Origin of the sequence: Arthrobacter sp. NPDC080082 (assembly GCF_040686595.1) — a bacterium.
In the GTDB taxonomy this organism is placed as follows: Bacteria; Actinomycetota; Actinomycetes; order Actinomycetales; family Micrococcaceae; genus Arthrobacter.
The window spans coordinates 73440-87711 of sequence record NZ_JBFBKQ010000008.1 but is presented as its reverse complement, the minus strand read 5'-3'; the positions used below and the strand labels follow the sequence as shown (position 1 = coordinate 87711).

The following is a 14272-nucleotide window of genomic DNA, read 5'->3' as shown; positions in this document are numbered from 1 at the left end:
AAGCTCGCCCTCATCGTCTGGGCCGCCGACATCCTGACCCGCAAGCAGAAGCTCCTCGGCCAGTGGAAACACGCCGTCGTCCCCCTGCTGCCCGTGGGAGGCATCATCATGGGCCTCGTCGCCCTGGGCCACGACCTCGGCACCACCATGATTGTCATGCTCATCCTCGCCGCCACCCTGTACTACGGCCAGGTGCCCATGAAAGTGATCTACATATCAGGAGGCGCATCAGCTGTCGCGGCGCTGATCCTCGCCGCCACCAGCGGCAACCGCATGGGCCGGATCTCGTCCTGGCTCGGGGGCGGCTCCGCCGATGACTCGCAAGGGCTCGGGTATCAGGCGCTGAACGGCCAGTACGCCCTGGCCTCCGGCGGCTGGTTCGGCACCGGCCTGGGCCAGAGCCGGCAGAAGTGGAACTGGATCCCGGAGGCGCACAACGACTTCATCTTCACCATCCTGGGTGAGGAACTCGGGTTCGCCGGCACCCTGCTGGTGCTGGCACTCTTCGCCGTGCTCGCCGTCGCGATCTTCAAGACCATCGCCCGGACCGAAGGGACCTTCGCCCGGGTCCTCTCCTGCAGCGTCGTCACCTGGATCATCGGACAGGCCGTCATCAACATCGCCATGGTCAGCGGGCTGCTCCCGGTGATCGGCGTGCCCCTGCCGTTCATCTCCTACGGCGGCTCCGCGATGGTGTCCTCCCTCGCCGGCATCGGCATGATCCTCGCCGTCACCAGAAACCCTCACACCGTTTCGCCTGAACCCGGCCCTCTCGCGCCCGCCCAACGGGGTGCGAAGGCCAAAAAATGACATCTAAAAGGGAAAATACGGAAATGACTGATATGCGCGCGTCCACCGACCCCGAACTGAACTTCGACACCTCGGCACACCACTCCAGGCTCCGGGTGGCAGTAATGATCGTTGTCGGATTGGTGACCGCCCTCGCGGTCGGACTGTTGAAGTCCTGGACCTACGCCCCTGCCGTGGGCTGGGCCGTGGCCTCGCTGACCTACCTGGTCTGGGTGTGGGCCGTCATCGGGCGGCTCCAGTCAGCTGCCACAGCCGCCCACGCGCGGCGCGAAGATCCGGGACGTGCGGGCTCGGATGCCTTGGTCCTCACGGCCACCATCGCCAGCTTCGCCGGGGTAGCTCTGATCCTGATGGATGCCGCCGATGCCCAGGGGGGCACCAAGGCTGCCGTCATTGCCATGGCCCTCGCGAGTGTGGCGCTCTCATGGTTCCTCGTCCACACTCTTTTCACGCTCCGGTACGCCTCCATCTACTATCGTGACAAGGCGGGGGTTGACTTCAACGAGACTAAACAGCCCCGGTACGCGGATTTCGCCTACCTCGCCTTTACTGTCGGCATGACCTTCCAGGTCTCCGACACTGACCTGAACAGCGATGCAATCCGCACTACGGTGCTCCGTCAGGCGCTCCTGTCCTATCTTCTGGGCGCAATTGTCCTCGCGACCACCATCAACCTTGTGTCCGGGCTGATCCACTAAGAACTGCTGCGCCATCCGATCGGCCCACATACAACCTGCTGCCCTTTTTAGGGGGCTGGAAATGCGCGAAGTCCCACGAGAGGTGGCAACGAAGCTGTCGAGGATCGGACCGATGGCCGGCAATGCGGGGAGTGGTGCAACAGACCGTGGGGGAAAGAGCATGCTCGCAGGGCTCGCATCCAAGCGGTCGTCCGCTGGCGCGGCCGGCTGTTGGGTCCAGTGCCTTGCGTCGCAGAGCTCCGGCTGCCCTGGCCCTGTTCTGACGTCTTCGACGTTTTTTGGCTGCTGTCCTTCGGATCGTACGTGCCCGCTCCGGCCCGTCTAGCCCCTTCGTTCCTCCGGGGCCTGCGGTGCAGGAATTTCCCTCCGGCGCTCCTTCGTCGCTTATTTCCTCCGGGAATTTCCCGCACCTTGCCTTCGGTAGACAGGCCTCCGTCGGGCACAGCTCCGCAAGCTCCGCCAGCAGCCAAAAAACAACGGGGGGAGAGGGGGAGCTGGTCGGTCACCTGAGCCGCCCCACCCACCGGATCCTCTGCAAAAGGAGCAACACCATGAACGAGAAGCTGAACCTCAATGGCCCCGCCGACCTGATCGCCGCCGTCCCGCACCTGCTGGGCACCACGCCCACAGAGTCGTTCGTCGTCCTCACCGCCCGGGCGGGCGCACTGGGCGCGACCCTGCGGGTAGACGCCCCGGAGTACACCGAACCGGTGGCCTACGCACAGACCCTGACCAGCCACGCGGCCAACGACGAGGAAGCGACCGCGTCCTACGTCATCGTCTACACCGACGAAGACCCGGACGGCTACCCCTACGCCGCGCACGTCGCGGCCCTGGTCAACGAACTCGCAGCGGCCCGGATGCCCGTGCGAAACGTCTGGCTCGTCACCTCGACCCACTGGGCCGAATTCGGCACCGACGAGAACCACCCGCTGGACGAGATAACCGACAGCCAGGCCAACGCCGCCCTGACCTACCTGGGCAGCGCCACCGACATCGACGTCTACAACCCCGCCCTGCTGGGAACCTGGGCGCTGCGCGTCGAAGCCCCCGAAGGCACCGAGGCCCAGACCGAGGCAGCGTGCGAGGCGTGGGCAGTGCTGCTGGACGGCACCGCGACCCCGGACGGCCAAAGCGCCCGGGACCTCGCGGCCGCGTTCCAGAACAAGTTCATCCGGGACTTCATGTTCCGGGAGACCATCACCACCCACAACGGCAGCTTCGCTGACGTTATGCTCGGCAAATTCACCGGCCGCCCCGACTGGGACCGCATCGACCGCGCCGAAGCAATGGCCTTCGAACTGATGAAAGCAGTCCCGGCAGGCCAGCGGGCCCCCATGCTGACCCTGATGGGCTGGCTGGAATGGCTCAAAGGCAACGCTACCGGCGCCATCCGCTACCTCAAGCACGCCGCCAACGACGTCCCCGGCTTCCGGCTCGCGGTCCTCCTGCAGGAACTGATCAACCGCGGCACCATCGCCGAAGTCGCCCGGAACGTCGAAACCTCCTACAAGCGCCGCATGATCTAGGCACGAAACAAGGACGGCCCTGGGATCGAATGACCCGGGCCGTCCTTTTGCGCTCCTCCGGCCGCCCATACGCTCGCGCGGGCGCAGCCACCGGATCCAGGAATCAGACACAGATCCCGGCTAAAGTGGAGGGACGAACACGGCACCAACGCGGGGGAGCGCCACCATGAGCCACGAATTCACCATGACCAAGGACGACGCCCGGCCCGCCAACCCCAGCCTGGCCGAGGACACCCTGGAACTCAGCCTGCTCACCGCCGGCGAAAAGATCGGCCCGGTCGATACCGAATGGGCCCAGGAACACCACAACTTCTAACGACCAGGCAGCGAGACGCTGCCCCACAGATTTCCTTTGCAGAGGGAAAACAGAAGGCGCCGGCACGAGCAATCGTGTCGGCGCCTTCGCTTTTAAAACCCTCGTGCCCGCAACGCCCACAGCGCCGCGGCCACCGCGCCGTTCAGGCCGGCCACGAACAGGTCGCCGGCCAAAGGCCGGCCCACAGCCAGATCGACAGCAACCAGGGCCAGTGCCCCCACAAAGGCCACGGTGAAGACCACCGCCAGCGCCAGCGGCCACCGCTGCCGGGGCCGATGCGCGGGCGAATGTCCCAGGTCTACGTTGCCCATGCCCCCAGCGTAGAACTAAAGACCAGATCGGTCGTCCGCTGGCGCGGCCGGCTGTTGGGTCCAGTGCCTTGCGTCGCAGAGCTCCGGCTGCCCTGGCCTGTACCTTGCGTCTTCGACGTTTTTTGGCTGCTGTCCTTCGGATCGTACGTGCCCGCTCCAGCCCGTCTAGCCCCTGTCGTTCCTCCGGGGCCTGCGGTGCGGGAATTTCCCTCCGGCGCTCCTTCGTCGCTTATTTCCTTGAGGGAATTTCCTGCCCCTTGCCTTCGGTAGACAGGCCTCCGTCGGGCACAGCTCCGCAAGCTCCGCCAGCAGCCAAAAAACAACGGGGGAAAGGGGACGCTGGCCGGTCACCTGAGCCGCCCCACCCACCGAATCCTTGGGCAAAAAGGAGCAACACCATGACCACCAACCCGACCCTCGAAATGCTCGACCCCGCCACCCTGACCGTCGACATCAACGTCCGCAAAGACGCGGCCCTGACCGCCGACTTCATCGTCAGCATCAAAGAACACGGCGTCATGGAACCGGTCATCGCCCACCGCAAGGAGGACGGCACCGTGCACGTCCTGATGGGCCAGCGCCGCACCCGCGCCGCCGTCGAAGCCGCCCGGACCCTGATTCCGGTGATGATCATCGAATCCCCCGAGGAGGCCGAACGCATCGTGACCCAGGTCGTGGAGAACATCCAGCGCACCGAGCTGACCGAAGCGGACGAAGCAGACGCCTACCACCAGCTGTCCCTTATCGGCATCTCGGCCGCCACGATCGCCAAGAAGACCGGACGGACCAAAACCACCGTCGAGGGCGCACTGAAGGCTAAAGCCTCCGACGCCGGAGCCGCCGCCCTGGGCAAGGGCTACACCATCGATGAAGCGCTCATCATGGCCGAATTTGAAGGCGACGAAGACGCCACCGAGGAATTGGAGTCCGTGCTCGCGGACGAAGCCGACCAGCTCCTGCACGTCGCACAGCTCCTGCGCGACCGCCGGGCCAGCGAAGCCGCACGCGCCGCGCTCGTTGTCGAGCTCGAGGCGGCGGGAAAGACCATCGTGGAGGCCGCCGGGTACTACGACGAGGACGAGAACCTGTACGTCAGCGCCGCCAAGCGTGCCGACGGGGAAGCGGCCACCGACGAGGACGCCAACGCCTACAGAATCAGCACCGACTACCGGGGAAAGCACAACGCCGAACCCGTCATCACCGGCTGGAAAGAGCTGGGCTTCGTGTCGAGGTACAAGCGGTACGACGGCGGCACCCAGGCCCAGAAGGGGCCGATGACCGATGACCAGAAAGCCGAGCGCAAGACCCTGATCGCGAGCAACCGCGAGATGGAGAGCGCGACCAAAGTCCGCCGCGAGTTCATCAAGACCCTCCTGTCACGCAAGACCGCGCCGAAGGGCTGGCAGTACTTCACCGTCCACGCCATCACCCACTACTCCGAGACCGCCAGCGGCTACGACGGCAAGGTTGCCAGCGAAATGCTCGGGACCAAGACCGGCGAGGACACCGACCGGTGGGGCTGGAACCCGCTCCGGGACCACACCGACAAAACCACCGCACGGCCCGAGTTCTCCCTGATCGCCCTCATCTGCGCCGGATACGAGAAGACCATCCAGAAAGACTCATGGCGCTCCGCCGAGAAGCGGCACTTCGACTACCTGAACCAGCTCACCCAGTGGGGGTACACGGCCAGTGCCGTGGAGCAGATCATCATTGACAAGCACACCACCGAGGGCGAATAGTCCGGCTTAGGCCGGGTGACTGAAACCCCCAATGCAGAAGCCAGGCCCTTCCACCCGAAAGGGTGGAAGGCCGGGCGGCTGGATCGTCCCCTTATCGCAACTGCCCGGCCACTGACCCCAACAGGGGCGAGGAACCTCCCGCACGTCGGGCGGTCCGCCGCCCAGGGCGAACCACAGCGGCCACTCACCAGCGACGGACCGCCATTTGCCGCGACCACGCAGCCGTCCATTCACCAGCCGCGCGACAGTGAACGAAGTTGTACCAGGCTGCGGCGGCGCTGCCCGCACGGCAATATCAACCGCCTCCAGAGTAGGTGTTGGTTGATGGCCAGCGCATGCAACGAATAGTGGATCGTCGAAGAGTCTTGGGTTGTTCACGTCATCGGCCTCAACAGACGGTCGCGCGTGATGTGTTCGCCTCTAACGGGACCAGATGGCGAAATCGCCGAACGGTGGGGGATTCGAGATAGTCTGAGGCCCCTGATCTAATGACTTAGGGTCGGCGCCACTCCTGCTTCGCGCTAGAGGTCGGTCCGCGTCGCGTTTAATCGGAGCTCGGGCCGGATGGCCTCAGCGATTTACCATTTGAAGGAAAAACTCCATGGACGGCTTACAAGACCTTGAGCTACTTAGCGTCGAGCAGCTGATTGAAATCATCCAGGAGAAGACCGGCGCAGGCGTAAATCTCTCGTTTACTGGCAAGCAGCAAGCACGGCGAATTTCTCGTTTAGTCCGGCCAAAAGTGCAGCGGAGGGTTGCAGGGCTCTCTGAAGGCAGTCCGGAAGATCAGTCGGATAATTTGCTTTTGGAGGGCGATAACCTTCAGGCCCTGGCATCGCTGTATCGGTGGCGAGGGCAGGTCGACTTGATTGTCACCGATCCTCCTTATAACACTGGCAACGACTTCAGGTACAACGACAGATGGGACGAGAATCCAAACGACCCCGGCCTCGGCGATTTCGTCAGTTACGAGGATCCGGCCCGTCACACCAAGTGGATGAAGTTTATGTATCCGCGCTTGCAGATGATGCACTCAATGCTGAAGCAATCCGGGGTCCTCGCCATCTGTATCGACCACCGGGAGTTATTCCATCTGGGTCAGATGCTCGATGAACTTTTTGGCGAAAAGAACCGGCTGGCCATCATTAACTGGCAAAAGGCATATGCGCCTAAGAGCCACGACGGTAACGTCTCCACAGCCACGGAGTATGTGCTCGTGTACGCGCGCAATGCTGAGTACGTGAAGACCGGGTTGTTGGAGCGCGGGGCTTCTACCGACGCGAAATACAGGAATCCTGACAACGACCTTCAGGGACTCTGGCGAGTAGATAACGCCACCGCCATGGGTGCTTCAACCCATGCCGGCCAGGTGTATGGGATACAGAACCCCTTCACAGGCGAGGTGCAATACCCGCCTGAAGGCCGCTGCTGGGCCGCTAGCAGGGCGCGTATGAAGAAATGGCTGGAGGAATGGGGTTCCCAGTACCAGACAGTAGACCTGCATGACCATGCCCCGTCCCCGGCCCTTGTGCTCAAAGGCATGAGAGCGGACGGCAGTATTGAACCCAGCGTCCTTGAGCGGGCCAGGATTGCCGCCGAAAAGGTCCGGGACAACGAAGTTTGGCCCGAGTTGTGGTTTGGAAAAGAGGGTCACGGGCGTCCAAACCGGAAGCGCTACCTTGAAAAGGTCAAGAAGGGGATAGTCCCCATGACGTATTGGGCGGACGTGGATTTTGATGCCATGCCCGAAGAGCTCGGTTCGGTTTCTTGGGAACATGAAACTGTGGGACACAGCCAGACTGGTATTCGTGAACTCGATGCAGTGGTTGGGAAGGGTCACAGCTTTGAGACTGTGAAACCTCTCATGCTCATGCAGCAGATCATCCAACTCTGGTGCCCTCCGGACGGGCTCATTATGGATCCGTTCGCAGGATCAGGCACAACGGGTCATGCTGTGCTCGCACTTAATGCGACTACCGGGGCGGACAGAAGGTTCATTCTTATAGAACAGGGCCGGCCGCTAAAGGGCGATTCCTATGCCAGGACGCTTACGGCAGAAAGACTGAAGCGCGTCATAACTGGGGATTGGGCCAATGGGAAGGGCCAACCGCTGGGTGGCGGATTCGCTTTCAAGACGCTTACCAAAACGGTGGACGCCAAGGCCGTCCTTCGGATGGAACGTGACGAGATGCTGGATACCGTCATAGCCTCGCATCACGACTCGGGCCGCCGACGTGGGACATCCTTGGTTCCGTATGAGGACCCGAACTATCAGTATCTGGTCGCCCGAAACGGAGATCGGCATGGTTTCTACCTGGTGTGGGATGGCCCCGATGGCAATACCGACCTCACCGAAGAAGTCTACGAAGCGTGTGTGGCGGAAGGCAGCCGAGCAAAATTGGAGCCGATATACAACGTCTATGCGAGGTACAACTTGTTCGGGACCGAGGATGTGAGGTTTTACAGGATTCCTGACCAGATACTAATCGACTTCGGATTGGATATGAGGACCGAGGCTTACACGGACCAGGGAGCAGCGCAGTGATAGATCTTTTCCAGTTCCAACGCCAGGCGTCCTCGCAGATCGCAGACCGGTTTCTTGAATATCAGGGTAACGAGGTTCTAAAGGGTACGAAAAATAATCCGCAGTCAGTACCGTTTTTTCAATCCCTGGCGGCGCTTACGGGTGCTGGTAAGACGGTTATTCTGGCCGATGCTGTAAGGCAGATGGCCGCCCCCCTTACTGTTGCCCCCATCATCCTGTGGCTCTCCAAGGGTCGCGTCGTCGTTGAACAGAGCTATGCGAACCTCTCCAATGGCGGCAAATACAATCATCTGCTTGGCGGCGCAACGGTCAGGCTGCTCAGTGAATACGACCCTGCAGACGTGGAAGTGGCGGACGAGCCCTCAGTCTTCTTCGCAACAGTCGGCACCTTCAATCAAAAGGACATGGAAGGTGGCAACCGCAACATTTTCAAGGCCGATATCGACACCACTGGAACGTCGACCTGGGCTGCTCTGGCAGAACGCAAGAACTCGGACGGCGTCCGAAGGCCGCTGTTCGTTGTCTATGACGAAGCACAAAACCTTTCCGAGCAACAGACGGACCTTCTGTTAACGCAACAGCCTGACGCCTTCCTGCTGGCCAGCGCGACGATGCGCCTGCCCCAGCTGATGGTCCAAGAGATCGACCACCTAAGAAGATCGGGCAGGAGCGATGAATGGCTTGTCACTTCCGTGCAGTCGACAACTGTGGTTTCTCAAGGGCTCGTAAAAAGTACGATTCTACTGGCTGGCTACAAAAGCCCCATGGAGGAGACCATTACGGCCATGTTGGCCGACATGCGGGAGGCTGAGAAGGACGCCCTTGAATACGGCATTGATACCTTGCCGAAGGCGATTTACGTCAGTAAAACCAACGTTTTGGCCGACGATGCCTTCCGTAAAGACAACCCACAGCAGCCATTTGGACAGAGGCAGGCCCCGCCGATCCTGATCTGGCGATACCTCACCGAACAGTGTGGCGTCGACGCAAGTGAGATCGCCGTGTACTCGAACCTCGATGTCCATAAGAACTACCCGCTTCCTCCTGAATTCATCCTCTTTGGGGGAGGCGAAAAGGACTATGCCGACTTCACTGCCGGCAAGTATCGACACATCATCTTCAACCTGACCCTGCAGGAGGGGTGGGACGATCCTGACGTCTACTTCGCATACGTCGATAAGGCGATGGAATCCAATGTGCAGATCACGCAGGTTATCGGACGGGTTCTGAGGCAACCCGGGGCAAGTCATTACGCGCCCGAGCGATTGAATACAGCACATTTCTATGTCCGCGTAGATCGCAATGAAACGTTCAGCGATGTGCTGAGCGAGGTCGATTCAAGGCTCGGTCAAGATGCCCCCGAGATCAGAATTATTGCCGCCGCTCCTGGCTCCAGCAGGCCAAGGGAACTAAAGCCGAAGCTGCGTAGGGAGATACCCCGGACGGCCCTAAGCTCCCAAGACGCGGTTTTACCCGTCGAAACTCTTTTGTCGAAAATGCTTGACTACAGCGACTCGGTCAAGAACACGACCGGGATCGGCAGCCGGCAGCTCGTATACCAGACAGTAGGGGCTGGCACTCAAACCGTGCAGGATTGGGAAGACTACGAGGAGTCAAACAAGGTATCAGCGCGCTGGATCTTCCACCGGGAAGTGCTTCGTCTCTTTCCGCGTGCCCTCGATGTAGCCAGCACAGCAGACGAACGGTTTGATGTTTCTATCGGAGTGGGCAGCAAAGCGTTCGATCAAATCAAAGACCTAGCTCGCCGCGTAGTACAGGCATACGTTGAGAACGTCCACCTTGTGCAGCGCAAGCCAAACCCCTTCGTCGTTGGTCCCATACTGATCAGGGACGGGGAGTTTGAGAAGTTCACGAATGCCCTGCATGGGGGCTACGAGGATCTGAATGACCTCGAACGTGCATACGCGCGCGCTTTAGACAAGACCGGGAACACCTGGTTCCGCAACCCCCCGCGTAGCGGGTATGGCATCCCCTTGGTGTCAGTAGGGGACACCTCAAACTTTTATCCAGACTTTGTTGTTTGGACTGCGGAGAGCGTCATCTGTGTGGATACCAAAGCACCCCACATCCTGCAGGGCGAGGCCGGACGAAAACTGCTCACGGTACAGTCGCGGAACGATACGACTGCCAGCCTTAAAATCAGGTTTGCGACGCCAGGGGAGTTTAACTCGGCCTTTGAGAAGCTGAGTAACGATGGCTGCACGCTTTGGGGGCTGAAGTCCGATGGAAGCAGACGTGCGCAGCATTTCCCTACGATTGATTCCGCGGTGGCATACATGGTGGGCTAGAGCAGGTGAGCCCTCTCTCACCAAAATCAACAGCCAAGGCCTTCGGCATTGTCCGTACTTTCCGTCGTCATCGGTCGGCGCCTTTATAACGACAAGTCTCGTGGCCATCCTGTGGCACCCAATCGACGAGAGGACATCGTCAACTGCGTGGACGCAGCGGGCCGGAACACTAGCGTGTTCTTCCCGCATCAGACCGAACGATCGCTCCTAATCAACGCCTCCGTAGTGGCAACCTTCGCAATCGTCGTGACCCGATCGGCAGGAGGAGCGAAGGTGAACCTCGAGTTTGAAATAGTGTGGAGTCTTAGACTGGCGTTGGCATGGGGGAGCAGCACCGCGAATTCGAGCGAAGGAATCCCATTGGCCCGCAAAGTTCATGTTCAGCTGATCGACGACATCTCGGGCGAAGACGCCCAGGAATCCGTTCGTTTCGCCCTCGACGATGTCGAGTACGAAATTGACCTGGCGGAAGATAACGCGGCCGCGCTGCGGAAAGCGCTGGCCCCCTACGTCGCCGGTGGCCGCCGAATCCGCAGCTCTTCAGCCGGTCTGAAAACCACCGCCAGCACCTCCAACCGGGGACAGACGCAGCGGATCCGGGAGTGGGCCGAGGCAAACGGGTACAACCCCAGCGCCAGGGGCCGCATCAGCCAGGACATCATGGAGGCATACAACGACGCCCACTAGACCGCCGGCGAGTTAAAGCGGTGGCCGTTCCTGCTTTCGGTCTTTCCCTGACGCGCTTTGTATTACATCGCGGACAATCTCATAAACGGTCCGGCCCGTCTCTTTGCTCCGTTGATCTATGAGGGCATAGGCATCTTCGGCACTGACTCCGGTACGCCCCATGAGTATTCCTTTAGCTTGCTCGATGGGGGCTGTACTCGCGACGGTCGCCGCTATGGCTTCAGTAGCCAGCTGGTGACGTTCCTTGTGGATGGCAGCGGTGACGTCAACGACCACACCCCATACCCCTACAGGTGTGTCCCCGTCCACGATGTAGTCGGCAGAGTAAAGCAGTCTGCGCTTCCGGCCCTTGCGGTCCTGGATGGGTACGTAAATGGAGGACGGCCCGCCATGGGTGGACACGTGCTCCCAATAGGCCTGGACTTTGGGTCGGTCTGCGGGCTCGATGTGGGGCATGACCATATCCATGGTGGGGACCACTTCGCCCCGCTCGTAGCCGTACATGCGGTACAACTCGTCGGACCAGCGAAAGACGCCGTCCTTGAAGTAGTACTCAACGAACCCAACGGGGCTACCGAGGAAGCCCCCGCTGGGGACGCTCCCGGGTCCGGCCCCAGGGTGATGGCTGCTGGAAGACAATCGTCGCCGTTTCTGTCATAGGACTCCGGCTCACCGCCGGGTTGGAAATATCAAGATATAGCGGCCGAAACTACTTCAAAAGCTTGAGAAACCGAGCCAACAGCAGCCGGCCGAACGCGACTTCCTAGACCGGGAAAACGGCTTCGGAACCAGGGCCGCTTCAGCCATCTGCGGTGGAGCAGGCGCTCCCTACGGCATTAAGGTCTGGGAGCGTCGATAGAACGTCGCGCGGGACATGCCGAGGTCGCGGGCAACTTGAGCCGCCGGTGCGCCGCCCTCGACCAGGCTCAAGGCACTGCGGATCTGACTGTCGGTGATCTTCCGGGGCCGGCCGCCTAGGTCCAGCCCGGCTTGCCGTCGTTTGCTGATGGAGTCCGTGACGCGTTCGCGTTTGATCTCGTGTTCCATCTGGGCGAGGGCAGCCATGACGGTGAACAGCATTGAGCCCATCGGCGTCGAGGTATCGACGTCGCCCCCTCCCAGGTTCAGGACCCGGAGGCCGGCGCCGCGGCTCCGGAGAGCATCGGCGAAGGCGAGCATGTTCTGCGTTGAGCGCCCGAGCCGGTCCAGCGTGGTGATGACAAGGGTGTCACCCTCGACCAGGGCCTCTAGTGCCCGGTCGAACTGCGGCCGCGATGACCGGGCGCCGGAGACACCGTGGTCGATATAGAGGTCATCCCGTCTGACGTCGGCGGCCAAAAGGTCTGCCTCCTGCCGGTCCGTGGACTGCTGCCGCGTCGAAACGCGCGCGTAGCCGATCAATTTCGCCATACCGGCTCCCAAGGTGTCTCATAACTAACGTTTAGTACACCGATTCAACCAGATGGTTTCGAGACGTAGTTATGAGAATCGCCGCGGCCGAGAAATTTCCCCAGATCCCGCGAAATGTTGGCCGTCATTGCCGTTGCTCTGACCAGGTCCAGTGAGACGTCTCGAATCCCAAGGGTTTTGAGACGCCGCGGTGTTCAGCGTTAGCGCACCTTCACCGGGCGGTTTGCGGGAGGGGTCTACGGGACACTATGAATCGGGGTCCGCAATGCCGCCCGTCAGAGCCGGGTTCTCGCAAATGGCGACCCGCCATCGGGTGCCGGCAGTGGCGGCGTCTCCGCTGGGGTGCGTCCACGTTGTGGGAATTATTGACCGAATAATGGACGCATCATCGAGCCTGCACGTCATGGACGACAGCCCGATACCCCAGGAAGATCTTCCGCCCTCCGCAGCGTTCTGGTGGGGTTTTGCGTGCGTGGCCGCGTGGTGTACCTGGTGCATCGGAGGACACTGTACTTACTGGGAAGAAAACTGCTGTACTGGCTAACGAGGCCCGCAGTGCCGGTGGTCGGAGCTCAATTTGGCGCCGACCACCACAGCGCCTCCGAATCAAGGAAATGACACAATGACCGCTTCGCACAACCACACTGACTCACCCAATTTGGTCCCAGGTATCGCTCAAGCCGCCATCTTCATGACGGGGGCTGTCGTCTACGGCATTATGACCGTTTCGGCCGGAAGCCCCCTCCTGTGGGCGCTCTATCTTGTTCTCCTTGCATCAGCCGCGGCCCTATCCGTAGGGGTGTTGCGGTTCCGGATCAAGCGAGAACAGAAGCCTCGATGGATTATCCCGTTGGCGTCTGCCGCTCTCATCGTCGCCGTCATTTTCGGCGCCGCACACACCGCGATTGGCCACTAGAACCCGGATCTCAAAGGGCAGTGGGAAGCCTCCGTCTTCAGTTCCAACCGAATAACGTCCGTTTGGGGATCCCTGTATGTACGGACAGTGAACCACCGGCCACGTCCGATCAATGTGTCTCATAACCTGAGTGCCTCGAAAGCCCAGGGTTCCGAGAGGCCGCAGGGCGTAGCACTTAGGGCACCTTCACCGGGCAGTTATTGCCCTCTTCGCTGGTCGGAGGGGGGTTGTTGGGTCTGGTTTGATCAGGTAGCCGACGCCGCGGAGGGTGTGGATCATCGGTGGTCCGGCGGCGTTGATCTTCTTCCGAAGGTAGGAAATGTAGAGCTCGACGTTGGTGCCGCTCCGGCCGGGGGTGTCGGGCCATACGTGGTCTGCGATTTCGTCTTTGCGTACGACGTTCCCTGGATTCTGCATCAGCAGCTCGAGTACCGCGCATTGAGTTTTTGTCACGGGGATACGGTGGTCACCTCTTTGGGCCAGCAGCCATCGGGGGCGAAGGTTCAGATCGCCAACTGTGAGTTTGGGGTCAGAGAGTGAGAGGGCCGCGTTGGCGTGGCGGGTAATCCAGCGCAGGCGCAACTCGGCATCTCCGGGGGTGAAGGGTGTGAGCAGGTAGTCGTCCCCGGGCTGGCTGCCCGCCGTGAGGAGGGTGGGGAGGATTTCGCGTGTGGTCAGGAACAGGAAGGGCACTCCGGGGTTCGTTTTTCGGGCCCGCGCGATGCGCGTGGCACTCGTCTCGCTGTGATCGGTGACGTCGAAGACGACAGCGGAAGGTTTCCGGTACCCGGTCCGGCCGGGGGTGGTTATTGACCATCCGGCGGCCGCGAGTTCGCCGGCTACCTCCGTTGATGCCGCGTCGTGGCCCGGGTGGATGATGAGGACCGGACCTGATGCGGCTTTCAGGCTGGCTGGGGTGGATGGCGCGGCCGGGCCCGCTGGCACAGCAGGTGTCTCGACACGTGGCAGCGTGTGGCGGGAAGACATGGGGAGCGTTCT

The 14272-nt window shown here is 61.3% G+C and carries 13 protein-coding genes; 9 read left to right on the top strand and 4 right to left on the bottom strand.

What is annotated here, in order from left to right:
- The 4 genes from AB0O44_RS15835 to AB0O44_RS15820 all read left to right on the top strand — a co-directional run.
- The coding region (locus AB0O44_RS15835; protein WP_364138996.1) for an FtsW/RodA/SpoVE family cell cycle protein at positions 1-810 on the top strand (810 nt) is incomplete at its 5' end.
- A gap of 23 nt (positions 811-833) precedes the next feature.
- Positions 834-1508 (top strand): DUF1345 domain-containing protein, encoded by a 675-nt coding sequence (locus AB0O44_RS15830; RefSeq protein ID WP_364138995.1) that lies wholly within the window; start codon positions 834-836, stop codon positions 1506-1508.
- Between the two features lie 551 nt (positions 1509-2059).
- Positions 2060-3037: a DUF4192 family protein gene (locus AB0O44_RS15825; protein WP_364138993.1), complete on the top strand. Its 978-nt coding sequence runs from the start codon at positions 2060-2062 to the stop codon at positions 3035-3037.
- Positions 3038-3203: 166 nt separating this feature from the next.
- The gene (locus AB0O44_RS15820) at positions 3204-3353 is read left to right on the top strand and encodes a hypothetical protein (RefSeq protein WP_364138991.1); all 150 of its coding nucleotides are present in this window, start codon (positions 3204-3206) and stop codon (positions 3351-3353) included.
- 92 nt (positions 3354-3445) lie between these two features.
- On the opposite strand, the gene AB0O44_RS15815 is transcribed toward AB0O44_RS15820, so the two are convergent.
- Entirely contained in the window at positions 3446-3664 is a 219-nt protein-coding gene (locus AB0O44_RS15815) for a hypothetical protein (protein ID WP_364138989.1), read from the bottom strand.
- 398 nt (positions 3665-4062) lie between these two features.
- On the opposite strand from AB0O44_RS15815, the gene AB0O44_RS15810 reads away from it, so the two are divergent.
- The 4 genes from AB0O44_RS15810 to AB0O44_RS15795 all read left to right on the top strand — a co-directional run bounded on the left by AB0O44_RS15810 (position 4063) and on the right by AB0O44_RS15795 (position 10947).
- Positions 4063-5406 (top strand): ParB/RepB/Spo0J family partition protein, encoded by a 1344-nt coding sequence (locus tag AB0O44_RS15810; RefSeq protein WP_364138987.1) that lies wholly within the window; start codon positions 4063-4065, stop codon positions 5404-5406.
- A gap of 601 nt (positions 5407-6007) precedes the next feature.
- On the top strand, positions 6008-7951 hold the full coding sequence (locus AB0O44_RS15805; protein WP_364138985.1) for a site-specific DNA-methyltransferase: 1944 nt from the start codon (positions 6008-6010) through the stop codon (positions 7949-7951).
- Positions 7948-10260: a hypothetical protein gene (locus AB0O44_RS15800; protein ID WP_364138983.1), complete on the top strand. Its 2313-nt coding sequence runs from the start codon at positions 7948-7950 to the stop codon at positions 10258-10260. The genes AB0O44_RS15805 and AB0O44_RS15800 overlap by 4 nt, the downstream gene beginning before the upstream one ends.
- Before the next feature lie 360 nt (positions 10261-10620).
- Positions 10621-10947, top strand: a complete 327-nt coding sequence (locus AB0O44_RS15795; protein ID WP_364138982.1) for an Lsr2 family protein — start codon at positions 10621-10623, stop codon at positions 10945-10947.
- Between the two features lie 12 nt (positions 10948-10959).
- On the opposite strand, the gene AB0O44_RS15790 is transcribed toward AB0O44_RS15795, so the two are convergent.
- On the bottom strand, positions 10960-11586 hold the full coding sequence (locus AB0O44_RS15790) for an ANTAR domain-containing protein (protein ID WP_364138980.1): 627 nt from the start codon (positions 11584-11586) through the stop codon (positions 10960-10962).
- A gap of 189 nt (positions 11587-11775) precedes the next feature.
- Positions 11776-12357: a recombinase family protein gene (locus AB0O44_RS15785; RefSeq protein WP_364138979.1), complete on the bottom strand. Its 582-nt coding sequence runs from the start codon at positions 12355-12357 to the stop codon at positions 11776-11778.
- Between the two features lie 622 nt (positions 12358-12979).
- On the opposite strand from AB0O44_RS15785, the gene AB0O44_RS15780 reads away from it, so the two are divergent.
- Positions 12980-13273, top strand: a complete 294-nt coding sequence (locus AB0O44_RS15780) for a hypothetical protein (RefSeq protein ID WP_364138978.1) — start codon at positions 12980-12982, stop codon at positions 13271-13273.
- Positions 13274-13459: 186 nt separating this feature from the next.
- Here AB0O44_RS15780 and AB0O44_RS15775 read toward each other — a convergent pair whose 3' ends face one another.
- Positions 13460-14260 carry a response regulator transcription factor gene (locus AB0O44_RS15775; protein ID WP_364138977.1) on the bottom strand — a complete coding sequence of 267 codons (801 nt, stop codon included), beginning with the start codon at positions 14258-14260 and terminating at the stop codon, positions 13460-13462.
- Positions 14261-14272 lie beyond the last annotated feature (12 nt).